Origin of the sequence: Kitasatospora sp. NPDC058478 (genome assembly GCF_042720345.1) — a bacterium.
GTDB lineage: Bacteria > Actinomycetota > Actinomycetes > Streptomycetales > Streptomycetaceae > Kitasatospora.
In genome coordinates this window covers 1-22,673 of sequence record NZ_JBHXML010000030.1, presented here as the reverse complement: position 1 = coordinate 22,673, position 22,673 = coordinate 1, and the positions used below count along the sequence as shown (strand labels likewise).

At 69.2% G+C, this 22,673-nt stretch carries 13 protein-coding genes and 1 pseudogene; 4 read left to right on the top strand and 10 right to left on the bottom strand.

From position 1 onward, the window contains the following. Positions 1 to 86: 86 nt before the first annotated feature. On the bottom strand, positions 87 to 524 hold the full coding sequence (locus ACFWPT_RS18340; protein ID WP_380371572.1) for a hypothetical protein: 438 nt from the start codon (positions 522 to 524) through the stop codon (positions 87 to 89). A 611-nt stretch (positions 525 to 1,135) separates the two neighbouring features. On the opposite strand from ACFWPT_RS18340, the gene ACFWPT_RS18335 reads away from it, so the two are divergent. Together ACFWPT_RS18335 and ACFWPT_RS18330 are read left to right on the top strand one after the other, a co-directional pair. After that, positions 1,136 to 3,475: a heavy metal translocating P-type ATPase gene (locus tag ACFWPT_RS18335; RefSeq protein ID WP_380482767.1), complete on the top strand. Its 2,340-nt coding sequence runs from the start codon at positions 1,136 to 1,138 to the stop codon at positions 3,473 to 3,475. An 8-nt stretch (positions 3,476 to 3,483) separates the two neighbouring features. Continuing rightward, positions 3,484 to 3,990 (top strand): copper chaperone PCu(A)C, encoded by a 507-nt coding sequence (locus tag ACFWPT_RS18330; protein ID WP_380482765.1) that lies wholly within the window; start codon positions 3,484 to 3,486, stop codon positions 3,988 to 3,990. Positions 3,991 to 4,200: 210 nt separating this feature from the next. Here the strand turns inward: ACFWPT_RS18330 and ACFWPT_RS18325 are convergent. The 7 genes and pseudogenes from ACFWPT_RS18325 to ACFWPT_RS18295 all read right to left on the bottom strand — a co-directional run bounded on the left by ACFWPT_RS18325 (position 4,201) and on the right by ACFWPT_RS18295 (position 16,138). After that, a pseudogene (locus ACFWPT_RS18325) lies at positions 4,201 to 4,600 on the bottom strand (PIN domain nuclease). Next, entirely contained in the window at positions 4,597 to 4,812 is a 216-nt protein-coding gene (locus ACFWPT_RS18320; RefSeq protein ID WP_380482763.1) for a type II toxin-antitoxin system VapB family antitoxin, read from the bottom strand. Before ACFWPT_RS18320 ends, ACFWPT_RS18325 begins: the two are co-directional and overlap by 4 nt. A 498-nt stretch (positions 4,813 to 5,310) precedes the next feature. Further along, positions 5,311 to 6,690: a hypothetical protein gene (locus tag ACFWPT_RS18315; RefSeq protein WP_380482847.1), complete on the bottom strand. Its 1,380-nt coding sequence runs from the start codon at positions 6,688 to 6,690 to the stop codon at positions 5,311 to 5,313. A 5-nt stretch (positions 6,691 to 6,695) separates the two neighbouring features. Further along, positions 6,696 to 9,635: a pPIWI_RE module domain-containing protein gene (locus tag ACFWPT_RS18310; protein ID WP_380482761.1), complete on the bottom strand. Its 2,940-nt coding sequence runs from the start codon at positions 9,633 to 9,635 to the stop codon at positions 6,696 to 6,698. Beyond that, positions 9,625 to 13,203 (bottom strand): hypothetical protein, encoded by a 3,579-nt coding sequence (locus ACFWPT_RS18305; RefSeq protein WP_380482759.1) that lies wholly within the window; start codon positions 13,201 to 13,203, stop codon positions 9,625 to 9,627. Before ACFWPT_RS18305 ends, ACFWPT_RS18310 begins: the two co-directional genes overlap by 11 nt. Further along, complete coding sequence (locus ACFWPT_RS18300; protein ID WP_380482757.1) at positions 13,203 to 14,438, bottom strand: hypothetical protein; 1,236 nt, start codon at positions 14,436 to 14,438, stop codon at positions 13,203 to 13,205. The genes ACFWPT_RS18305 and ACFWPT_RS18300 overlap by 1 nt, the downstream gene beginning before the upstream one ends. Next, a complete protein-coding gene (locus tag ACFWPT_RS18295; protein WP_380482755.1) occupies positions 14,435 to 16,138 on the bottom strand; it encodes a PD-(D/E)XK nuclease family protein in 1,704 nt (567 codons plus the stop codon). Before ACFWPT_RS18295 ends, ACFWPT_RS18300 begins: the two co-directional genes overlap by 4 nt. A 137-nt stretch (positions 16,139 to 16,275) precedes the next feature. Between ACFWPT_RS18295 and ACFWPT_RS18290 the strand changes: the two genes are divergently transcribed. Both ACFWPT_RS18290 and ACFWPT_RS18285 read left to right on the top strand, forming a co-directional pair. Further along, on the top strand, positions 16,276 to 18,240 hold the full coding sequence (locus tag ACFWPT_RS18290; RefSeq protein ID WP_380482753.1) for an N-6 DNA methylase: 1,965 nt from the start codon (positions 16,276 to 16,278) through the stop codon (positions 18,238 to 18,240). Positions 18,241 to 18,312: 72 nt separating this feature from the next. Then, the gene (locus tag ACFWPT_RS18285; protein ID WP_380482751.1) at positions 18,313 to 19,602 is read left to right on the top strand and encodes a serine/threonine protein kinase; all 1,290 of its coding nucleotides are present in this window, start codon (positions 18,313 to 18,315) and stop codon (positions 19,600 to 19,602) included. A gap of 34 nt (positions 19,603 to 19,636) precedes the next feature. Here ACFWPT_RS18285 and ACFWPT_RS18280 read toward each other — a convergent pair whose 3' ends face one another. Both ACFWPT_RS18280 and ACFWPT_RS18275 read right to left on the bottom strand, forming a co-directional pair. Then, complete coding sequence (locus ACFWPT_RS18280; RefSeq protein ID WP_380482749.1) at positions 19,637 to 21,616, bottom strand: hypothetical protein; 1,980 nt, start codon at positions 21,614 to 21,616, stop codon at positions 19,637 to 19,639. Continuing rightward, positions 21,606 to 22,007 (bottom strand): hypothetical protein, encoded by a 402-nt coding sequence (locus ACFWPT_RS18275; protein WP_380482747.1) that lies wholly within the window; start codon positions 22,005 to 22,007, stop codon positions 21,606 to 21,608. The genes ACFWPT_RS18280 and ACFWPT_RS18275 overlap by 11 nt, the downstream gene beginning before the upstream one ends. Positions 22,008 to 22,673: the final 666 nt, after the last annotated feature.

Sequence of the window (22,673 nt, the reverse complement as noted above, 5' to 3'; positions counted from 1 at the left end):
TCCCGTTCAGTCCCGTTCAGTCCCGTTCAGTGCCGTCGCGCGCGCGGCAGGACCGAACGGGACCCGTTCCGGGACGCGCGGCGGGGTCAGTCCGCCTGAGTGGCGTACATGCCCCAGTGGATCGCCTGGTCGGAGGCGGTCACCGTGAACAGGAGGTCCCGGCCGGGCCGGGCGGGGATCTCCACCGAGCCGGTGCCGGTCGCGCCGACCGGGCACTGGACCGTGAAGTCGGCCGGCGCCAGGCCGGCGACATGGACCTGGACCGAGCCGCCGCCCTGGCAGCCCACCGTCACGGTGAAAGGCTGCGAGGGGTTGACGGAGGCCGTCACCGCGCCGCCGTCGCCGATCCAGTCCGGGATCCAGATCAGGCCCGTCTCCCCCGGGTACGGCAGGATCTCCCCCGTCCCCATACCGCTCTGGACCGCAGCCGGGCCCGGCTGCGCCGAGGCCGTCCCGGCGACCGCCAGTACCCCCGCCAGCGCGGCCGCGCTTGCGGCCAGCATCCGCTTCCCCGTACGTGTCATCGCTACTCCCCGCTGCGTTGACCATCCGTCCGGCCGCACGAGCTCGCGCGGCCGGGCCGGGTGCCGGTCTTCGGCACACGAAGGGATCTTATGACGATCAGATTCGACAGAGGGCGGATTCGCCCGGACCCCGGGCCATGACCCGGGTCACGGGCCGGAACGGCCCCGGGGCCGAACGCGTATGGGCGCCTCCCGGAACCGACCACGGGCACCGGCACCTAGTTGACGGGTAGTAGCCGGGACCCAGCGCATCGGGAGGCGCCGTCCCGGACGTTACCTGGTCACATCGGGTGCGTCATCCGAATTAATCCGGGCCCGGAGCCTGCCGTACGGGTCCCGCCAGGCCCGCGGTGCCAGGGCGCTCCCCGCCGGTTCGGACCGTACGGGAACCAACCGCGCCCGCCGTCCGACTGCTGGGGGGTGAGTGCGAAGTCGCCGGGTGTCCGGCCCTTGAGTGTGCTGGCGGGGTTCGCCCTGCTGCTGGTGGTGGTGTTCGTGGTGGCGTATGCGGTGGGACGGCAGGCGGGCCCGGTGTCTCCCGGGCTGACGCCCGGGGGCGGCGCGTCGCCCGGGGCGCCCGGGATGGGCGGGCACGACATGGGCGGGATGCGATGAGCCCGGTCGCGGGGGCCGACGCCGGGGCCCTGGTGAGCACCGATCTGGCGGTCGGCGGGATGACCTGCGCTGCCTGCGTGGGCCGGGTGGAGAAGCGGCTGGCCCGGATCGACGGAGTGACGGCCGGGGTGAACCTGGCGACCGGTCGGGCCCGGGTGCTGCACCCGGCCGGGGTGCCGGCCGAAGAGCTGGTGGCAGCCGTCGAACGAGCGGGATACACCGCCGAGTTGGCGCCCGCAGGGGCGGGCGTCGGGCTGCCGGACGAGGAGCCGGCGGAGCGCCGGCGACTGCTGGTGACGACGCTGCTGGCCGTCCCGGTGGTGGTGCTGTCGATGGTGCCGTCACTGCAGTTCCCCGGCTGGCAGTGGGTCTGCTTCGCGCTGGCCGTCCCGGTGGTCACCTGGGGGTCGGCCGGGTTCCACCGCCGGGCCTGGCAGGGGCTGCGGCACGCGGCGGCCACCATGGACACCCTGGTCAGCCTGGGGGTGGTGGCGTCCTTCGGCTGGTCCGCGTACGCGCTGGTGTTCGGCGGCGCCGGGGAGGTCGGCATGCGGATGCCGTTCTCGCTGACCGCGGACGGCGGCGGCGCGGCGCACGTCTACCTGGAGGCGGCGGTCGGGGTGCCGCTGTTCGTGCTGGCCGGGCGACTGCTGGAGGGCCGAGTGCGGCGGCGCAGCGGCTCCGCGCTGCGGGCACTGGCCGAACTCGGCGCGAAGCAGGTGTGCGTCCGGGACGGCGGGACCGGCGAAGAGCGCCTGGTACCGATCGAACTGCTGCTGCCAGGGCAGGAGTTCGTGGTGCGGCCGGGCGAACGGGTGGCCACCGACGGGGTGGTGGTCGAGGGCGGTTCGGCGCTCGACCTGAGCCTGCTGACCGGGGAGAGCGTGCCGGTGGAGGTCGGCCCCGGGGACGCGGTGGCCGGCGCGACCGTCAACGTCGGCGGCGCACTGGTGGTACGGGCGACGGCCGTCGGCGCCGACACCCAACTCGCCCGGATCACCGCACTGGTGGCGGACGCCCAGGCCGGCAAGGCCCGGGCGCAGCGCCTCGCCGACGCGGTGGCCGGGGTGTTCGTGCCGTGCGTGCTGGCGGGCGCGGTGTGCGTGCTGGGCTTCTGGCTCGGAGCGGGCGCAGCCCCCCAGGCGGCGGTGACGGCGGCGGTCGCGGTCCTGGTGGTCGCCTGCCCGTGCGCCCTGGGCCTGGCCACCCCGACGGCGCTGCTGGCGGCGACCGGGCGGGGCGCGGAGCTGGGCGTGCTGGTGCGCGGCCCGGAGGTGCTGGAGAGCCTGCGCCGGGTCGACACCGTGGTGCTGGACAAGACCGGGACACTGACCACCGGGCGGATGGAACTGGCGACGGTGACGGTCGCCCAGGGCCTCGACGCAGGGCTCGACGAAGGCCGCCGCGAAGGTCTCGACGCGAGGCTCGACGAAGGGCTCGACTCGGGGCTCGACGAGGGTGCGGTGCTGCGGCTGGCCGGCGCGGTGGAACACCGCTCGGAGCACCCGATCGGGCGGGCCGTGGCGGCGGCCGCGCGGGAGCGCTGCGGTCCGCTGCCTGCGGTGGACGCCTTCGCGGCCGCCACCGGGGTCGGGGTGTCCGGGGTGGTCGAGGGCCGGAGCATACGGGTGGTCCGCCCGGACGGCACGGCGCAGCCGCTGCCCGCCGACCTCGCGGACGCGGTCACCGCCGCCTCGGACACCGGCCGCACGGCCGTGGTGGTCGAGCTGGACGGGCGGGCCGCGGCCGTGCTCACCGTCGGTGACACGCTGCGCTCGGGCAGCTGGCGGGCGCTCCACCGGCTGCGCGGGATGGGGCTGGAGACCGTCCTGTTGACCGGCGACGGCCCGGGCGCGGCCCGGGCGGTGGCGCGCGAGCTGGGCATCGAACGGGTGCACGCCGCGGCCTCGCCGGAGGGCAAGGCCGCGGTGGTGGCCGAGCTGCGGGGCGCCGGGCGGACGGTCGCGGTGGTCGGCGACGGCGTCAACGACGCGGTGGCACTGGCCTCGGCGGACCTCGGGGTGGCGCTGGCCTCGGGCAGCGACGCCGCGATCGGCGCGGCCGGACTGACCCTGGTGCGCGGCGACATCGAGGCGGTGGTGGACGCCGTCCGGCTGGCTCGACGGACCCTCGGCACGATCCGGGCCAACCTGCTGTGGGCCTTCGGCTACAACGTGGTGCTGATCCCGCTGGCGGCCGTCGGCCTGCTCAACCCGATGCTGGCGGCGGTGGCGATGTCGCTCAGCTCGCTGCTGGTGGTCGGCAACAGCCTGCGGCTGCGCACCTGGCAGCCCGGACGGGGCACCTCGACGGCCCGGAAGGGGGCCCGGCGATGAGCGGGGCGATGAGCGCGCTCGGACGGCTGCGGGTGGTCGGCCCGCCGGTGGGCGCGGCGGCGCTGACGCTGGTGCTGCTGACCGGGTGGACGGCGGTCGGCGGGGCCGGGCGGCCCCGGCCGGTGGAGGCCGGCCCGGGCTGGCTGCTGCTGCCGGCGGCAGGCGCGGCCCCGGCCACAGCGGCGTTCTTCACGATCCGCAACCCGGGCGACGTACCGGACGAACTGACGTCCGCCAGCTGGGAGTTCGGCGGCCGGATCACAATCAAGCGACACCTCCACCAGGGCGCCGCAGGCCGCTGGGAGCCGGTGACCGCCCTCCCGATCCCGGGCCGCGGCGAACTGGCAATGGCCCCGGAGGACGCCGACCTGATGATCGCCGACCCCCCGCCCCTACGAGCCGGCCAGTGGGTCGACTTCACCCTCGGCTTCCGCCACAGCCCGGACCTCCACCTCAAGGCCCAAGTCCTCCCCCCGGGCACCCGCCCCCGCCCAACCGAACCGCCGACACCCTGACACTCCCCCCCCCGGGGGGGGGGGGGGGGGGGCGCCCCGCCCCCCCCCCCCGCCCCCCCCCCCCCCGCCGGTACGGCCCCCCGACACCCGTCGAGGCGCGATCCGGCCCCGCCGATGGCCTGTCGGGCGGAGGAAGAGTTGCGAGATTGCGGTTCGAGCAGGACCAGGGCCCTCTTCCGGCTCCCGGTCCTGGACTGGACCGGGCAGGATTCACTTGCCGCTCTCCGGCCCGTACCACTGGAGGGCCTGTCCGGTGACGTTCGCGATGCACTCGAAGTCGCGGTCCCGGTGCAGGAGGGTCAGGCCTTGCAGTTCGGCCGTGGCCGCGACGATCAGGTCCACGGCTCCGGCGCTGCGATGCTGACCTCGCTTGGTCAGCATGCCCTGGACGTGCCAGGCGCGGTCATCGACCGGCACCCAGCCGCATGTCTTCGATCCACTGCGTGCGGTCGGCTGTTGTCCGCGCGCTGTAGAAGAACTCAAGCTCGGTGATGGGGCAGGTTGCGGCCAAGCCCGCCGCTGCGGCCTGCTCCCAGCCCTACTGCTCGGCGTCGCCGCACATGAAACGCGCGAGCGCGCTGGTGTCGATCAGGAATTGCGCCGCGTTCACCGACGGTAGTTCCTCTTGTCCTCGAAGATCTCCAGGTCGAAGGACCCCGCATCGGCCGCGGCACGCAGCCGCGTGAGGGCGAGCGCTCGCCGTCTATTCTCCAGCACCTCGCGTAGAGCGGTGTTGACCGTCTCCTTCTTGGTGCTGGTGCCGAGAGCCTGAGCCACATCGGCGAGCAGCTCGTCGTCCAGATCGATCACGGTCCGGCTCATGGGACACACCTCCTGATATCAACTCGCACCTGAAGTATGTCGCCCCATGTGTCAGGCGGAAGGGCCCCGTGGGCGGCGATGCCCAGCACTGCCGGAGCCCCTGCGCCGTCGGAGCAGGCGAAGGATGGTCCCTCTGAGCACCATCCGCCACCTGTCGGCGACCCTGGGGCTCCACCTGCCCCAGGCGGAGATACGACGATGGCCCCGACCGCTGTGCAGTCCGGGCCATCTGTCGGCGGAGGATGCGAGATTCGAACTCGCGAGGGATTGCTCCCTGACACGCTTTCCAATTCTCCCGAACCCCGTTCACCGAGGTTCACACCCGTTCTGACCTGGACCGGAACGAGCCGTTGGGTAGCTGCCGAACCGGGCCGGACGGGGGGTGAATGAGACCGAAATCGAGACCAAACGAGGTGCCATGTTGGGTCTGGGGGCCGCTCGGGGTCATTGAGGTAACCGCTGGCCGGCGCCGCTCGCCCGTGATCGCGCCCGGTGTCTTCAGCGGCCGGATGCCGCTTGGGAGGGCGGCATGCTGCGCATCAACGTGTGTTTGGTGTCGATGAGCCGGGGCGCGATCTTGAGTTCGATCTCCTCGACGGGATGGACGCGGCCGTGGTTGTCTGCCTCCGCCCGCCAGACCCGGTACTCCGCGTCGGCGTAAGCCGGGTTGATCCCGACTTCCCCTTTGGGGATCGTGCCGTTGAAGGGGATCACGATGTCCATGTGGTTCCAGTAGTTCCACGCCTGCAGGGCCTTGGATTCATCGAAGTAGTGGTAGAAGTCCGGATAGCGACGGAACGTGCGTAGCTGGCGGTGGATGAGGTGACCCAGCAGGGGGCCGAACTGTCGTGAGGCGCTTTCGAAGTTCCAGCGCGCGCGGTGCCAGTCGTCCGGTGTTTGTCCGGGGGTGAAGAGATGGGCCGCGGTGAGGTAGCTGATGCGTTCGATGAGGAAGGTACGGGCGTGCCGCGCGTCGAGCGTCGGATCGAGGCCGGCGAGCAGACATTCGAGATCGTCCAGACGGGGCCGGAACCGAGAGAGGTCGAAGCGGCCGGGTGTTCCGGGGAACACGCCGAACAAGAGCTCCTTATACAACCAATTGTTGAGCTCTCCCCGCTCGGCGAGCCGACACGTCTCCGGCGACCTCGAGTGCAGCATCAGGTACTCGGCCAGTGCTTCGAAGTAGATGTATCCGAGGATGGGGAGATGCTGGATGGCTGCGTCGAGGATGCGGGAGAACTCCTCCTCGCCGGTACACCCACGGTGGGCGATGGAGGCGGCCAGCGACAGGAAGACGGCCGAGTTCTTGATCCGCCCGATGACCGTCTCGTGCAACTGGTGCCGTTCCTCCCTGCTGAGCAGTGACTTCAGGCCGTGGTAGTTGTGGAGGTGGATCGATCCGAGCCGGAGGTAGTCCAGACCCGCCAGCTCACGGTAGGCATGGGGCGGCATGGTGACCTCCAGCACCAGGGGGGTGGGAACCCGGTCCGTCGCGCCGGAGCGGCTCAGCGTGGCAGGTACTTCTTTGGTGAGGATGTACGAGGCCAGGTTGTGCATGCGGAGTCCACCCGCCTCGGGGATCAGGGGCGCACAGTAGATACTGCCGACGAGGCATCCGCCGGAGGGCCGGAGGGCGCCGTCCTGCGTGATGCGCTCGAAGGCGTGGGTGACGTGCAGGAGGTGGATCTTCTCCGCCGTGCGCAGCATGTCGAAGAGGACGTTCGTCTTGAGCAGTTGCCCGTTGGGTGCTTCCTCGCTGAGGCGTGAGCACCATGTGGCCCGTTGTTCCGACAGCGAGCGGTCGGCGTCGGGCGCGTAGGCGGAATGGGGCACGGCGTAGAGCTGGTGGGCGTCGGCCCACATACGGTGGAGATCCATCGCGGTCACCCCTCATCTGTGGTGGACTCGAAGAGGTCGAAGACGAGTTGGACCGACGCGTTGTCCTCCGCTGCCGATTCGTCGCCGGCTCGGTGTACGGGGAGGACGTATTCCTGTGCCTTGCGCGCGAGGTGGAGGGGCAACGGCAGGGCCAGCATGTCGCGGTAGTCCGGTGTCATGCGCAGTTGGTGTGCCAGCCCCGCCCAAGCTTCCGGGTCGTCTCCGGGCTGGCAGCCGACCACGGCGACCTCCAGCAGGACGGGGTTCCAGGCAGGCTTGTCGGTGTCGATGGTCATTCCGGTTTTGCCATCCCTCGTGTAGGGCCGGAAGGCCCAACGGGAGGCCACTACCGAGGACTTCGTCGCCGACGACGATTTGGGGGAGGTACTGGAGAAAACGCGGTTGTCCTCCGCCGCCCTGGGACTCTTCCACAGGCCTTTCGCGATCCCGATCCGTGCGGCTGTCGTCTCGTTTCCGCCCGTCGGGGACTGTTTATCGCAGGCCCACCACTGGGGAGTCTCGTCGCTCGATTGGTTCCGTAGGCGAACGAGTCGCAGACCCGGACCTTGGACGGAGAGGCGTTGTACGGGCTCGCCGTGGATCTGAACACGGTCCTTCTGAACGACGGCGTTCTGCAGCCAGGGCCAGAACCGGCGAGAGTTCTGCGCGTGCACCAGAAGCAGGGTCGGGGTGTCCCGCAGGCTGAAGAGGAGTTCCTGGACGGCCCCGGCGACGTAGGCGCGCTGATCTTCGAGGCGTCCCGTGGCGAGTTGCTCCCCCGGTTCGGCGGTGCCCTGGCTGTCATCCTCCTCAGCGTCGTAGAACAGGTCGTCCGGCCGGTCCTCGTCCGTCGGGCCGGAGTCATCAGGTGTGTCGTCGTCCGACTCCGGAAGCGTGGCCTGTTCGGAGAGCCGCAGGAGGAACTCCGGGTAGGGAAGCCAGGTGCCGTTGAGGTGGTCCCAGCCCATCAAGGCCTGGCCGCCACGCACGTCGGGCCGGATGCGGACGGCCACGGGAACGAGCCCGGATTTTCGGGTGGGGCCGTCCACACGTCGTTTCACGATCCAGAATGCGACGTACTGGATGCCAGCGGGAATCGCGTCACCGAGACTGTGCTCAGGAACGATCCGATGGCCCAACTGGCGGAGGCCGTCTCGCCAGCACGACTTCAGCTTCTCGAACCGAGCCTTGGCCGCCTTCTCCTGATGGTCCGGGCGGCGCTGGGTGACGAGGAACTGGGTGAGCCGACGGACGTCGCTGAATCCCAGGCGCAATGCGAACTTCGGGTCGGCGTCACGCGGTCCGTAGGTCCGCCGGTCCCGGATTTCCACGAGTGCCAGGGTGGGGAGCACCGAGGTGCTGATCGGGTCCGCCCGCCGGGCCACGTCCTCTCGCCGCCGTCCGATCGCCGCGTGGAGGGCCTCCGTCTTCCGCTTCGTCTCTTGGGGGAGGTCCAGCGGGGCCGCCAGTTCCCCAACACGCTCCAGCCGGAGCTCAACGGTGAGTTCGGGAGTCTTCCAGACCAGTGCCTCCGGTCCTGGTTTACCCTCCAGGTTCGTTTCCTCGACGCCCAAGACGGCGGCCAACGCCTTCACTCCGGCGTCCCGGTGAACTGTCGTGTTCCACAGAAACTCCAGCTGGAGCGGCAGCCCGTCGGTCAACTCGGCCAGGCTCCGGCGGAGTTCTACGTCCTCGCGTTGCCGCCGATCCAAGGGCTCCGGATACACTTCAGCGTCGGGCTTCGACGGACGGTACGGGTGTGGATTGACGGGATACCGAGCGGCACGGACCAGGTCGGGGATCCTTGGCAGGCACACCGGTAAGGCGGCCTCGAACCATTCGGTCAGTGGCACCCGGTCACCAGGCATCAACCCGGGCAGGACACCGTGCGAACCCATGTGGGTGCTGTGGACGACGGCCGCGGTCACGCCCTTCGTCCGGTTGAGCCATTCCATCGGCTGGCCGGTCAGCTCCGAAGGCTCCGGCAGCGCTTGGTGGAACGGGACCCGGGATAGGATCCCGTCACTGCCGCCGGCTTCCCAACGGGACTTGCCCAGCCTCCGGTCGTAGCGAACCCGGGCCACCGAGAACCGCTCCGAGACCCAGGAGTCCGGGGAATCGGCGATCCAGGGGGCGTCGGCCAGCAGGTACACGGATGTGGCGCGGGCAGGGGGGAGGTAGAGGCCGTCCTTCCCGGTGCGAGTGGCCCATCTGCGGACACCGGTCCTGACGTGGATCCGGATGGATCCGTCGAAGGGCACGCTCTGGAGGGTGACGGCGATCAGCGCGGAGTACCGCCAGCGGACGCCGTCCTTGTCGAGGTGTTCGTCCGGCGGCCAGGAGATCATCTCCGCGCCTCGTTCGGACGGCCTGCGGGCCACCCCGCGGAACGTGAGCGATCCACCGTCGTACGTGAACGGTTCCAGAGCCAGAGCCTGGTTGATCAACGCATCGGGGAGCAGCTGATAGAGCCGTTCGTCAGGCTGGGCGGTGCCGCCGGGGTGAGTGAGTTTACGTGACAGCATCGCCACATTCCGGCGCTCCCAGGTCAGTTGGCCGAGGTCGAACTCGCCGAGCAGGTGGCGGACCAGCTTTCGGTGGGCGGGCTCGGGTCGGAGGTCGTTCACCCATGCACGGAAGAGAGTGCCGAACACGTCGGAGGGGACCGGGCGGCGGGCGTAGAGCCACGGTTCGTCGCGGCTCACGTCGATCCACCTCGCAACCGAGACCACTTCGGGCGCCAAGGCCTGGAGCAGGTTGTTGAAGCGGCCGATGGGTACCGACCGGCCGAGCTCCGGCCTCCGGAACCCCAGGCGGTACAGGGCGAGGAGGGCCTCACGGATATGTTCGGGCAGGCTGAGCGTGTAGTAGGGGACGCCCCACTGCGCCCCCTCGGGCGGGGCATAAGCGGCTGCCCGGACCAGGTCGTAGGGCTCAACGGCCATGTCGTTCTCCTCGTCGGGTCGTGCGGGAGCGGGTGTCCGACCGGTACGCGGGCATCTCCTTGAGCGCGAGGTACAACGGCTCGTAGAGAGCACGGACGAGTTGGCGGTCTCGGAGCGGCTTGCCTGGGTCGTCCGTCAGGTACGGCTCCAGGACGTGCAGCATGCTGGCCAGCAGGCCGGTGCGGAAGGTGTCGGGGCCGCGTCCGGTGGCCTCGCGCTCCGCGAACTTGGAATCGACAAACACGACGCGGGCCGGTACCCCACCGCGTACCAGTCGGCCGATGACCTGCCACATGACGACGGTCCTGTCCCACGTGAAAGCCTCCTTCTCCTCGTCCGACAGCGACCACCAGGCCATCGGGCGGGTGAGGAGCCGACGCCAGTGCCCGCGGGCCTGACTGCGGAAGGCGCGCCCAGCTGCGTCCAGGTCGCCCGAGGAGTCGACCAGTTCGTCGAAAGGCCCGTCCTTCAGGAGATACCGGGTGACCCAGCTGTTGATGCCCTGCACAGCCAGGTTGATGTCGTGGGGCCTCGGGTGGGGACGGGCGAGGAAGAACACCGAGCCGATGGCGGCCTGCCCGAGGTCATTGAGGATGTTGTGGCCCCGCTCCACGGAGAGGAGCGGGGCGATCAGGACCAAGGCCCCCGTGGTGGCGAAACCTGCGACGTCACCTCGGCGCAGCACCATGGGCTCGTCGTCCGTGTAGGGGAAGTCCGAGGTGTCCGGGGCAGCGCCGCCGAAGGAGACCTCCAGCTCGACGTCGTCGGCGACCAGCCGGCATACCTTCCCTTGCCACCGGGGAATTCCGTGCAGGAACTTCGCCCCGATCCGCGCTTCCTCGTACGAGCCGACGAGGAGCAGCAGGCGCCGCCGGCGGCTGTTGGTGATCAGGTCCAACTCCTGGTCCAGGTCGCTCATCGTCCGGCCGTCACGGGGGCGGGCAAGCCGGTCCAGCATCAGTTCCAGGACTTTCGGCCGTCGGTCCGGGCGGGTCCCCGACAGGTGCAGGGGCTTGCCATCCGGCCCCCTCAGGAAGAGTTTGCGGAACGTCGTCTGCCGGATCGCCTGGCGCTCCCTGGGCGGCGCTTTGAGGATCGCGCCGACCGGTGCCAGCACGTGGGCGCCCGCCGCGGTGCCGGCCCAGCTCGTGCCCGACATCAGCAGGACATGCGGTGGAGCGGTGTCCCCCGGGCCGGTCATTTCGTGGAGTCCGAGGAGCAGGGAGCGGCCGACGCCCGCGCACCGAAAGAACCGGAGGACGGGGCTGCTGGTGCCGGGATCGGCACCGGGTTCCTCCTCGGTCAGGAACTGGAACCCCAGGATGTTACCCATGGGTGATTCGGGTACCAGCGGGCTGAAGTCCATCGGAGGACGTCGCGACAGTTGGTTGTCGGTCGCCTCCAGGTTGAGACGGGACTCGACCTGCGGCCACAGGTCTGTGAGAACGTCGAGGCGGTGCTGGAGCACCGCGAGCAGAAGCATGAACTCCAGCCGGTGGGTGCGGGTCCGGAGGTCGATGCGATTGTCGAGGGGATCCCAGAGCAGGCCGGACAAGGTCGTCTGGGCGCGGCGGTGGGTCTCCTCGTCGTCCAGGGTGTGGAGGAGGTCCTGAGTGAGTCGTACCAGCTCCGCGTGCTCCGGATCGGCGGGTCGGTGGTCGCCCAGAGGGTCGTCGCGGAACTCGTCGAGGAGGGCCGTCACCGCGTCTCGTCGGGCTACCCTCTCCTCCTTGGGGCCACTGTCAGTGGGCTCCTGAGCGTCGGACTCCTCCGGGTCGTCCTCGGCGGCGGTGTCGTTGTCCGGATCGAGGTCGGGTTCCTCGTCCTGGTCGTCCTCCGGCTCGTGTTCCCCGCGGAACCAGTCGTCCACGAGCTTCTGCTGGATCGTCCAGGTGCTGAAGTAGTCGGCCTGTACCCACGAGCTCAGTTTCTCGTGGCGCATGAGCATGGAGTAGATCCGGTTGGTCGCCGCGATCACCAAGGTGAGGGCTGAGGACCAGCGCACGACGTCGGAGTTCGACAGTTGGAGCCGGCCCCGACGGGCCAGTTCGCTCGCGGTGTGGCTCTGCAGACTGTCGAGCCAGGAGTCGGGCGAGCGTCCCACCAGCGTGGCCGAGGGAGCGAACATGGTGTCGAGCTGCATCTGCACCCGGTCGGCCTCGTCGACGACGATCAGGTCGCTGCGCTGGACGGCGGCCTCCAGGAAACGTGCTCGCTCCCGGTTCTGGTGGCTGGGCACTAGTCCGTAGAGGAGGCTTGCCGGGTTAGCCACCCAGATGTCCGCATCGACCAGTTCGCCCGCGCCGCGCTGGCGCGGACAGCCGCCCCAGAGCGGGCACCCGTGTGCCCGGGCGTCGACCGGGTCGTCTGTAGCCGCAGTGGTGTCCCCTGCGGCGGGTTCGAGGCCCTGGACGGACGAGGGGTTCATGGCGGGCGGCTCGACCGGATACAGACTGGTGCAGGGGGCTTCGGAGATCTGCGGTGGTCCCGCCGCCTCCACGCCTCGCAGAGCGTCGAGCGGGCAGGCCGTGCTCAGGTAGGTGAAGTGTTCGGCCTCGTGGGTGAGCAGGCTGCCGGAGCCCTGGGACGAGAGCCGACGATGCATTCGCTGGGCGTTCCTGGCCCGGGTGGAGGTGCCGAGCACAGGGGCGGCCTTGATACCGTGCAACTGGCGCAACAGCTGGACGAGGCTCAGTTGTTCCGCAACGTCGCCAACGACGATGGTGATCTTCCTGCCTTCGCGGGCGAGGTGGATGCTCAGTACGTCACGCAGGGTGCTTTTGCCTGCACCCACCATGCCGACGAGGTGCAGCAGCCCGTCGACGGACAGGCTTCCGCCCTCGACGAACTCCTGACTGACGGAGTCGAGGAGGTCGAACTCCAGCCGGCCCACCCGGTAGTGCCAGGTCTTGTGCTTCTCTTCGATCCCAAGCTCGAGGTCCATCCATGCGGCTGTAGCGAGCAGGTCGTCACGGCTTGCCCCGATCGGGCCCTTCCTGGGCACCGGAATGTGCAGGGTATGGGGATGTGCGTCCAGCACTGGCAGGTAGTCGGGCAGGGAGACGGAGGTCTGGAGCTTTCCCTGGACGAAGCGGTAGGCCTGACCAGGCTCGGCGAGGGGAAGCCGGTCCCGGAAGTAGAACGGCGGCTCACTGGTCAGCGTCTCCTCGTACACGTTCCAGCGGTCCGGCGCCACCGAGGTGGCCACCCGCTGCGGAGGCAGTGCGGGGTCGGTGATGACATAGCCGCGGACCTCCTCGGGGAAGGAGCAGTACTGCTCGAGGGCCCGCTCCCAGGTACGGGGCCGCCTGAACCGCCACATCTGGTGGCGGGCGATCCGGAACACCCGGCGGCGTTTTGGAGTGTCCTGGTGGACGAGGCCGAACGGGTAGCCGCCGAGCAGGGTCCACGCCGACAGAGCGGATTCCCCGGGGCAGAGGCGTTCCAGCAGGTACAGGGCGAGCTCGACCACGCACAGACGGGTCGTATGCCGCCGGCCGGTGCCGGTCGGCCAGGCCAGGTGGATCTGCGGCCTGAGTTTCGCGTACCACGAGGTACGGTCGCGCATCAGAAGAGTCCTTCGGCTGGAAGGGGAGGCCCGCTTGGAGCGTGGCGGCCGGGAACCGCAGCCGACTGTCGGCGTGCGGCCCGTGCGAGGTCGTCGATGCCCACGAGCTCCAGGCGGGCGGAGTTCGGACCAGCTCCGTGGATTCGGAACCTGTTCCGGTACCCGGTGTCCGCGTGGAGCCTGATGCGTGGTACCGCCCAGAAGCAGCGGTCGTACGGCGGGTCCGCGGCGGGTGGCCGGGCTGACGTTCCCAGCAGGGCTGCGCTGGACCAGTCCTTGACCTCCACCGCCCACGACTGGCCGCAGGGGAAGCGGACATGCAGTCCGTAGGTGCCGTAGGAGGGCCACAGTTGCACGACGGCGCCGTACTTCTGTAGCCGTTCCGCCAGTTCCTGTTCCAGGGTTCCCGGCCCGGCGACCCATTGACGAAGTGGACGGATCAGTTGGTGGGTTCCGCCGTCGTTGTCGTCAGCCCGGTACTCCCTGCCCCGTTTGGTCGTACCCCGCAGTCGGCACGTGTCTCGCTCGCAGACGAGACCACCGTGCACCATGGGGTGCAGCAGTGTGCGGCAGTATCCGCAAGCCGTGTAGGTCCTGGTGTTGTGGTCCCGATGACTTGCTGCTGCTGGGATGTAGAGAGCACGCAGCGGGGCTGCCAGGATTTCGAGGCCCGTTCCGTCGTTGGGGAGTGTCGCCAGTTCGCGGCCGGTCAGGACCGGACGGTTGATCAGCAGCTCACGGAAAGCCCGGTAGGTGTCGGGGCTGTCGTCGTCACGACAGAGTTCGGCAGCGTCGTCCATGGCCTGGCGCCCGACCTGCTGCGCGGTGGGGTCGACACCGCTCAACGCCAGTTCGTAGCAGATCTGGGTGGGTTGGCGTGTCTTCCGGTCCACCAGATATGAGTCCGGCGGTGCGATGTCGGACGGGACGGGGAAGGCTAGGTTGTCGATCGGGAACTCCGAGCACCACTCCACCAGCTGGGGGACACTCTCCGGGGGTTCAGCCTTCATGAGCAGGCAGCTAAGGATGACGCCGTCCAGTGCCTGCTGCACCGGGGCGGCGTACGGCAGGGCGAAGGTCCCCGGGTTGGGCACCTCGCTGAGGTGGACGATGGCCGTCGCGATGCTGCGCAGCAGGAGAGCCCCCTGCCGGTCGGGCCACCCCGGCGTGGCAGGGTGCTCGAACAAGACCGTTCGAGTCGGATTGTCGCGTGGTCGCCGCGGGTTCGAGGTCACGGCCGCACTCCCTGCTCGGTCGGCGCGCCGGGCGGCGGGCCAGGTTGGCACCACTCCGCCATGTCGCAGTACCGGCAGTACCGACCGGGCCGGGGCAGCGCAGTCGTGTCGGTGTGCCAGCCGGCCGCCAGGTCGTGGATGACCTGGCGGGCTTCGGCCCTGCGTAGGGGATCCGACGGGTCCACAATCACCAGCCGGGCTCTGTCCGGCCCGAGCAGTTCGAGCTCGACCCGGGAAGTCGTGAGGTCACCCTGATCGCGTTCCATGAGCAGGATGGCAAGGGCCAGTTGGGGCACATCACGAAGCAGATCGGATTCACTCGGACGACGGAACCGTGCATCGGTCTTGATCTCCCGGTAGACCCAGGAGGCGCTGTCCTGGTAGAGCAGGTCGACCTTGGCGGTCACGAGCACGTCGGCGGCGGTGTCGTGCATCATGACGGACTTCTCGTGGATGAGCGTCGTCACCGTGGAGAGCTGGTATGGGCAGTGCCGTACGTGGGCCACCACCATCCGTGACCCGGTGTCCGCTTCTTCCAGGGGCACCGTCCACTTCCCGGCCGACCAGGGGGAGTTGCCGTCCGGCGCGTCCTCCGCCCGGCAGGCGACGCCCGGATGACGCTCATGCTGCTCCTGGATCCAGGCGTGTACGGCCTGGCCTCGGACGACGGCGGGGGTGAGGGAGCGACCGGTCCGGTCCGGCAGCCTCAGCCGACGGAGGCGTTCGCGGGCGGCGCACGCTTCGTCGTGGTCCGGACGCCCCGCGTACGAGCGGCCGTTGGTGACGGACCAGATCCGGCGGGGGCGTGTGGTGTCCTCGATTCCGAGGAGGCCGGTGGTGCGGCGGAGCGCGGGACAGACGGGTACGAGTTTGCAGTCCTCACAGTCGTAGCCGGGGACGAAGTCACCGGAGGAGACCGCGTCGGCGAGCTCCGGCCTCCCGATCCGCTGGTACCTTTCCTCGACTTCCCCAGGCGTCTGCTCGTCTACCAGTCGTCGCGTTCCGTCAAGGCAGCTAACTTCACGGATGCGGACGAGATCGGGCAGCCGTCCCCCGTCTGGGGTGTCGGCTCCGACCGGTTCCGCGTTGTCCTTCCACCGGAACCTGTCTGGAAGTCGGTGCGGAGTCCCGAACGCCAGGACCATGGCGGTCGCGGCCAACTGGCCCTTGTCGGGCTCTTCTTCGGACAGCAGGCCAGCGACCGGGATCCACAGCTCGCGGACGGATCCGTCCGGTGAGGTGTAAGGGCGGCCCCAGGCGCACTGCTCGTAACGGCGCACGCCCCGTTCGTCGGGTGCTTTCAGGGAGGTGACCCGCACCCAGGGGTGGCGTACCGGAATCAGGCCCTGCTCACCGCCGGCCAGGTACTGCGTGACCGCGGTACGGGTCCATACGACGAGGCCAGGGTCCGCCGCCGGGCGGTCGCCATCGGCACGCAGCGCGAGGGCCAGCGCGGTGGCGACCGCTACGTCCTGGTGCTCGATCAGGTCCAGCGCGGCACCCGCCAGAGCCAGGTTGAAACCCTCCCGGGGGTCAGCCTTGTAACCGGGCAGTGACCCCTTCGGAGGCCTGAGTCCGGGGCGGGCCTTGAAAGCGGTCTTGTACCCGCACCGCCGTTCCGGCGTGCGGGCCGATCCTGCGTACACGCGGATCAGGTCGGTGCGGCCGCTGCTGCGGGGCGGGGGTAACCAGCTCGCCATGGTGGCCTCCAGGCCTATAGGGGTTCGCGGGAGCACCATGAGAGCACAGTGTGTGAAGTCAATCAACCACCACGATCGAGTGACTTGACTTCACGATCCACTTGCGCTTCGATCGAATCGAGTAGAGGGAGATAACGATGACGAGTGGTGCGATGGTTACGGCCGCGGAGATCGCGCGTATCGCCGGCGTCGGGCCCGCCGCTGTCAGCAACTGGCGTAGACGGCATCCCGACTTTCCCGGACCCGTGGCGGGGACGGCCGCGAGCCCGCAGTTCTCGCTCGACGAGGTCGTGACCTGGCTCCGAGAACACGGACGGGCCGTGACGGTCTCGCCCCTCGGCGAGCTGTGGCGGCGGATGAGCGCGCTGCGCGACCCCACGCGTCCCGCCGCGGTGCTGGCGTCCACCGGGGCCGTGATCGCGGGCGAGTGGCGGCCAGGCCGCAGCGACGACAGACCCGACCTGCCTCAGGACTTCGTCGACCAGGTGCGGCGGCTCAGTGCCGACCTCGGCGCGTCGGTGCTGTTCGAGGCGCTGCTGGACCGGTGGACCCAAGCCCACGCGCGGCAGGTGGAGGTCACGTCGGCACCCGTTGCGGCCCTGATGGCCGAGGTGGTGGCGGCCGGCAACGGTACGGCCCCGAGGACGGTACTCGATCCCGCGTGCGGGACGGGAGGCCTGCTCAGCGCGATGGCCGATGGCGGAGCCGAGTTCCTGTACGGCCAGGACCTCGACCCCGACCTCGCCGAGGTGACCCGGCTCCGGCTCCGACTCGGGTCCGATGCGGAGTCCGCGCTCGCGGCGGGCGACGCGCTGCTCGACGACGCCTTCTCCGGACACCGCGTCCAGGCCGTCGTGTGCAATCCGCCCTTCGGTCAGCGCTCCTGGGGGCGGAACGAACTGGGCTACGACTCGCGCTGGAGCTACGGCCTTCCTCCGAATGCGGAGCCGGAACTGGCGTGGTTCCAGCACGCGCTGGCCCATCTCGACAGCGACGGGCACGCCGCCATGCTGATGCCCGCAGCGGCTGCCGTGCGGCCGTCCGGGCGGCGCATCCGCGCCGAACTCGTGCGTCGCGGCGCCTTGCGCGCGATCGTCGCGCTGCCTTCCGGGGCCTCGTCCGTCCACGGAATGGGGACCCATCTCTGGCTCGCCGGGCCACCGGACGACAACGGCTCGCCGCAGGTGCTCCTCATCGATGCCGAAAGCGTTCCCGCCTCAGCCGCCGACAAGGCGGACGGGGCTGACGAGTGGCAACTCGTCCACCGCGTCGTGGTGTCCCAGTGGCGGGCATTCCTCGAAGGAGCCGGGTCCGACAGCGAGGTCTGCCGGATACTGCCAGCACATGACCTCCTCGACAACGAGGTCAACCTCACCCCGAGCCGGTACGTCCAGCGGGAGGTCGGAGACGCCGTCGACCTTCGGCAGCTGGAGGAGGACCGCTCGCGTTTCCGGCAGGACCTGATGAAACTGTCGGCCGGTCCGCCGGTCGTGGCGGAAACCGTTGCCGCTCCCCCTGCCCTGGCCTCGCTGGACGACCTCGTACGCACGGGCGCGGTCCGGATGTGGCGCGGCACGTCCAGACGCGATCCCGCGCGGGAGGGGTTGACCGAATACTTGGCCATCACCGTGCAACAGGGAATCTCTCGTACGGAGCCAACGGAGCGGGCCCTCGCCCTGCCCGAGGAAGTGGTCGCCGAGGGAGACGTCCTGCTGTTCACCGGTGGAACCGAGGGAACCCGTCCGGCCGACCCGGTCGAGTACGGGGCCGTGCCCGGCCCCGGAGTCGCAGTGCTCCGACCGGACCCGTCAGTGGTCGACAGTTGGTTCCTGGCGGGGACACTCGCCCACGGTACGAACAGGCGCTACGCGGGAAGCACGTCGAACTCCGGCAGCCGCACGAGGATCGACAGTGCCCGCCTCTCCGTGCCGGTCCAAGGCCTGGACGAACAGCGGAGGATCGGACGGGCCTTCCGGCAGCTGGCCCGATTCAACGAGTCCCTGGACAGATTGGCCGGGGACGGGCGCGACATGGCCCGGCAATTGCTGGACGCCCTGGCCGACGGCTCTGTCAGTCCGGTGGAGCAACCACCCCATCACTGATCGCAGGCACCGGGGCAAGGGGCCGCGGTGTGTCTCCGGAACGTCGACGTACGGCTCGGGAAAATCCCGGGAATGGTGGAATCAGTGCTGAAATCCCGCAGAGGCCTGTTGCTCGCCGGTCGCTACCGTCTGGACGAGTTCCTCAGCCCCGGAGGTATGGGAGAGATCTGGAAGGCGTACGACGAGAGGATGGAACGTGTCATCGTCGTCAAATTCCCTCAGTTGCACTCCGTGGATCCGCAAGGGCAGGAGGACCTGATCAAGCGGTTCGCACAGGAGGTGGTCGCGACCGCCAGGGTCGAGGTGGCGGGGGCCCCACACATCTTCGACTACGGCCAAGAGGACGGTTACCCCTATCTGGTCATGGAGTACATCCGAGGGTTGACCCTGAGGGATTTCATGGCCGAGCACGGCGCGTTGGAGCTGAGTGTGGTGGCCAGCGTGGCGGTGGGAATCTGCCACGTGCTGGCGGAGGCGCACGCATTGGGGATCGTCCATCGGGACATCAAGCCGGAGAATGTCATGCTCACGGAGCGGGAAGGCCTGATCAAGGTCCTGGACTTCGGCATCGCCCGATTCTCGGAGGAGGCCGGCAGAGCCAGGCTCACGAGGACGGGAGACATGCCGGGTACCTTCGCCTACATGGCCCCAGAGCAGTTCAAGGGGCAGGTTGCCACGGTGTCGTCCGATCTTTACTCGCTCGGCGGCGTCATCTATGAGATGGCGGCAGGCCGGCCGGTGTTCAAGGGGACCAGTGTCTTCGACTACCAGCTATGGCACCTGGAGGAGTCGCCGATTCCGCTGGAACGGGTGAATCCCGACCTCCCGCGCGAATTTGTCGAGCTGGTCGACTTGCTCCTGAGCAAGGACCCCGCCGACAGGCCCGGTACTGCGGACGAGGTCAATCGTCGTCTGCGCGGGTATCTGCCGACGAGCGGGAGCCCCGCCCCCGACGGCCTGATCGAGCACGACCCGACCCTGCCGCACCGCAATCCGTGCGCCCCTTTGGAACCGGTGCCCGCTCTGCGGTTGCGCGCCACAAGCATGCCGACGCCCCCGCAGTTCCGGCACCGTAGTGAGGTCCAGGATCTGTGCCGCCAGGCAGGGGAAGTAATGCTTAGCGATCCGGCCCGGGCGGCAACGATGATCAAGGATAGGCTGCGCGATGCGATGAGGCACTACGGGAGGATCGACAACCACGTGCTGGACCTGCGCTTCCGGCTGGCCGTAGCACTGGAGACCGGGGGGCACCGCGACGAGGCCTTCCAGACCTACCAGGAGGCGCATCGCGACACCACCGGGGTGCCTGCACTGGAGAGGTACGCCACGGAGGCTTCGGAAGGAATGCGGCGATGCGGATGAGGTGAGGGACGGCAACGTCGCCCCCGCGCACCCTTTAGCCGATCGTGTCGGTGGGATCCTGCTCTGCCTCTCGCAGCAGCTCCAATTCCATGTGGCGATCCGCCCAGCGGGCGATGTTCCGGTCGATGCGATCGAGGTCGCCGCGCAGGGAGACAACCTCGGCAGGATCCCAGCCCTCTTCCTCGACCTGACTTCTGCCACCGACCTGCTGCGGTACGGCCGCCATGACCTTCACGTTCCGTTGCAGGGAGTTCACGGAATTCCTCACCGACGCCCAGCAGATGGCCGCGGCCGGGTAGCCGGCCGCCGCCTCTGCCAGCGGTTCACCGGTGTAGGCGTGACGTACCAGGCCGTCGGTCAACTCTCTGTCCTTGCCTGCGGCTGTGACGACTCGATGGCCCGACTCCCCGACCTCGTACAGCTTGTCGCCTTGCCGTCCGGCGCGAACGACTTCGTACGCCTGGAGGACACCCCGGTGGCAGGAGAGCATTGCCCGGAGCACGGAGGCGGGGGAGCGGTCGTCCTCGTCCCCGGATCCCCCGAAGACCTCCCGCTGCAAGGCCATCGGCTCTGCCACCGCCATGTGGTAGGCCGCCTTCACTGCGAGTTCCGTCTGGGCGACACCCAGCCGGCCGTCATTACCGCGACCGAGACTGACCTCCTCGAGAGCCCGGTCACGCAGTTGTTCCAGAGTCGGACCTCCTCGGTCGTCGGACTCGATCAGGGGGCCGGCGGGCAAGCCCTCGATTTCGGGTAGCCGATAGGCACGTTGCAAGGCTGCGCGACGGGACCGGATGAAGCCGAGGTCGCCCTCCTTCCCCGCGCGCAACGGTCGAAGGATCAGCTCGACGGCGATGTCGACGCGTTCCTCACGCTTGGGCCTCAGCTTCGCGGTCAGGGACCGGATGCCTTCATTCACCCGGCGGCTGGTTCCGACGCCACCGCCCAACAGGGATCTGACGATGCTCGCGGCCCTGATATCGGGATGGCGGCTGAGCCCCTTGGTGAGCACCTCCTCGGCGGTGACGGTCGCGGAGAACCACCGCTTCTCCGCGTCCGTGATGTGGGCCGCCCCGGTACGTGTCGGTTCGGCGAGGCTGTCCAGGACGGCGTCCGCCTTCGCTTCGTTCTCCACCGCAGGCCCGTAGGGCCTCGGCGGGCGGATGTGCGTCAGCCCGATGAAGTTGCGAACCGCGATGTGGAATCGCTGGCCCGCGTGCGGGTGAGGATCGAAGCCGACCACGACTCGGGCCGGGACAGTGAGGGCACGCAACTTCTGGCGTTCATCCTCGCGAAGGCCGTCCCAGCCCTGTTTCTGCGCGTGCCGGATCCATCGGTTGATCTCCTTCCGATACTTCCGGTCGTCGTGCCCCCATTCGTAGGCCAACCTGCAGGGCGAGTAGTCGAGGAGCGAGTGGACCGCGCTCACACGGCTCGAACCGTCCGCAGCTACCAGCAGAGAGGAGCAGGGGTGTCCGTTGGCGTGCACGACAGTGAGCGCAACCACCGTCAGCGGCTGTAGCACACCTTCCGCGGCGATGTCGTACGCGAGGGGATTCTCCCGAAGCAGACGTTCTTTCGTGTCTTCAAGCAGCTGTGCCAGAAGATCGGGCTTGGGGACGCGGAGTTCCAGTTCGGCGTGGCGGCCGACCAGCGAGCCCGGCTCGGGGGTGGTGGCCACAGCGCTGTCGGTGCCACCGAGCGGGTACTGGCGACGCCCGTATTCCCGGGGGTTGGCGGGATGGGGGATCACTGAGGCGGACCACAGCCGGGTCTCGACGATGAACAGAGTCCCGCCCAGCACTCTCAGCTCTGTGGCTTCGGCCAGTTTGCGCCGCATGTCGTCCGGCCGCACGGCGGATCGCGCCAGTGCGCGGGCCGCGGCGTCGGACAGCCCCCGCGTCGACAAAGCTGTCGCGAGGTTGTTCACCGCTGTCGGTCGTGGCAGTTTGAAGGCTGGCGGGTGCCATCCTGACACTGGCTCGCCCGCTCCGTCGATGGGCTCATCGTCCATGGATTGCTTCCTTGATGCGATCCACGAGAAGCAAGGCCCGTCGTACGCGTCGCCGGTTCTCGCGGCTCTCCGGATTGTCGGACAGCTTGAGTGACAGCCGTGCGGCGTGTTCGCTGAGCGCGGCGCGTACCTGGTACCAGCCTTCGAGGGACAGGGAAACGACGTAGAGCCGCTCGCCGTTCACATTGATGACGTCACAGTGCTCTTCACGTTCCGCGATGCCCGTCCAGTGCCCGGCCAAGCGGCCGAGTGTGATCCCGCAGTCCTGACCGTCATGCGTGGCCCGTTCAGCCGGTGGCCGGCAGTCCCACACGGCCTGTTGTAGAACAGCTGCCACCAGATTCACCTGGGACTGGTCGAGCGGAATGGGGTGGTTGATCGCCTCGGCCAAGAGAGCGCTCCAGAAGTCGACCGATGGGTCCATCGGCGTGCGGCATCCGACTGCCCGGCCGCGATCGGACCGGACAGAGCGAGAGCGCGGACACACCGACCGCCGACCTCCACCCGTGTCGATCGCCGTACGGAAATGCACGGGACCTCTGGTGCCGTCCGGGCCCTTCATCATCCGGCCCGAAGGGGAGACAGCGGATCGTCTCGTGTCCGAGGGAGCACGGCGAGGCAACCGGGCTTCCGGCCTCTACTGACGGCCGGGGCGAGCTCAGCTGCGGTGATGGTAGGCGTCAAACGAGTCGCTCGCGACAGACCGTAGTCGAATCATTGCTTATTGTGCAATTGGCTTGGGTCGTTTCGGGGCAGGTGAAGCCGGCGCTGACCAGCGGCAGGTCCTCGGCTACGGAGCCGAGGACCTGCCGATCTGCTACAAGCTTGCCTCCCGCTCACGCGTGAGCCACCCGGGCTCCTGGGCTCCTGGGCTCCTGGGCTCCTGGGCTCCTGGGCCACCGTCCGGCCCTTGCAAATCTCGAAGGTCATTGCACTCCCCAGCCGGGGTGTTGCAACGATCCCTAGTAGGGCTTTGTTAGGTCCTATGGTGGGGGTCGGGGGTTGGTGCGGGTTGGCCGCATATCGAGCAGGCGCCGGTCCAGGTGGCCAGGAGGGC

Coding starts and splice junctions, on each gene's coding strand:
- ACFWPT_RS18310 (WP_380482761.1), bottom strand. CDS start 9,635: ATGGCCGTTGAGCCCTACGACCTGGTCCGGGCAGCCGCTTATGCCCCG.
- ACFWPT_RS18340 (WP_380371572.1), bottom strand. CDS start 524: ATGACACGTACGGGGAAGCGGATGCTGGCCGCAAGCGCGGCCGCGCTG.
- ACFWPT_RS18320 (WP_380482763.1), bottom strand. CDS start 4,812: ATGAGCCGGACCGTGATCGATCTGGACGACGAGCTGCTCGCCGATGTG.
- ACFWPT_RS18330 (WP_380482765.1), top strand. CDS start 3,484: ATGAGCGCGCTCGGACGGCTGCGGGTGGTCGGCCCGCCGGTGGGCGCG.
- ACFWPT_RS18280 (WP_380482749.1), bottom strand. CDS start 21,616: ATGGACGATGAGCCCATCGACGGAGCGGGCGAGCCAGTGTCAGGATGG.
- ACFWPT_RS18305 (WP_380482759.1), bottom strand. CDS start 13,203: ATGCGCGACCGTACCTCGTGGTACGCGAAACTCAGGCCGCAGATCCAC.
- ACFWPT_RS18285 (WP_380482751.1), top strand. CDS start 18,313: ATGGTGGAATCAGTGCTGAAATCCCGCAGAGGCCTGTTGCTCGCCGGT.
- ACFWPT_RS18295 (WP_380482755.1), bottom strand. CDS start 16,138: ATGGCGAGCTGGTTACCCCCGCCCCGCAGCAGCGGCCGCACCGACCTG.
- ACFWPT_RS18315 (WP_380482847.1), bottom strand. CDS start 6,690: ATGGATCTCCACCGTATGTGGGCCGACGCCCACCAGCTCTACGCCGTG.
- ACFWPT_RS18290 (WP_380482753.1), top strand. CDS start 16,276: ATGACGAGTGGTGCGATGGTTACGGCCGCGGAGATCGCGCGTATCGCC.
- ACFWPT_RS18335 (WP_380482767.1), top strand. CDS start 1,136: ATGAGCCCGGTCGCGGGGGCCGACGCCGGGGCCCTGGTGAGCACCGAT.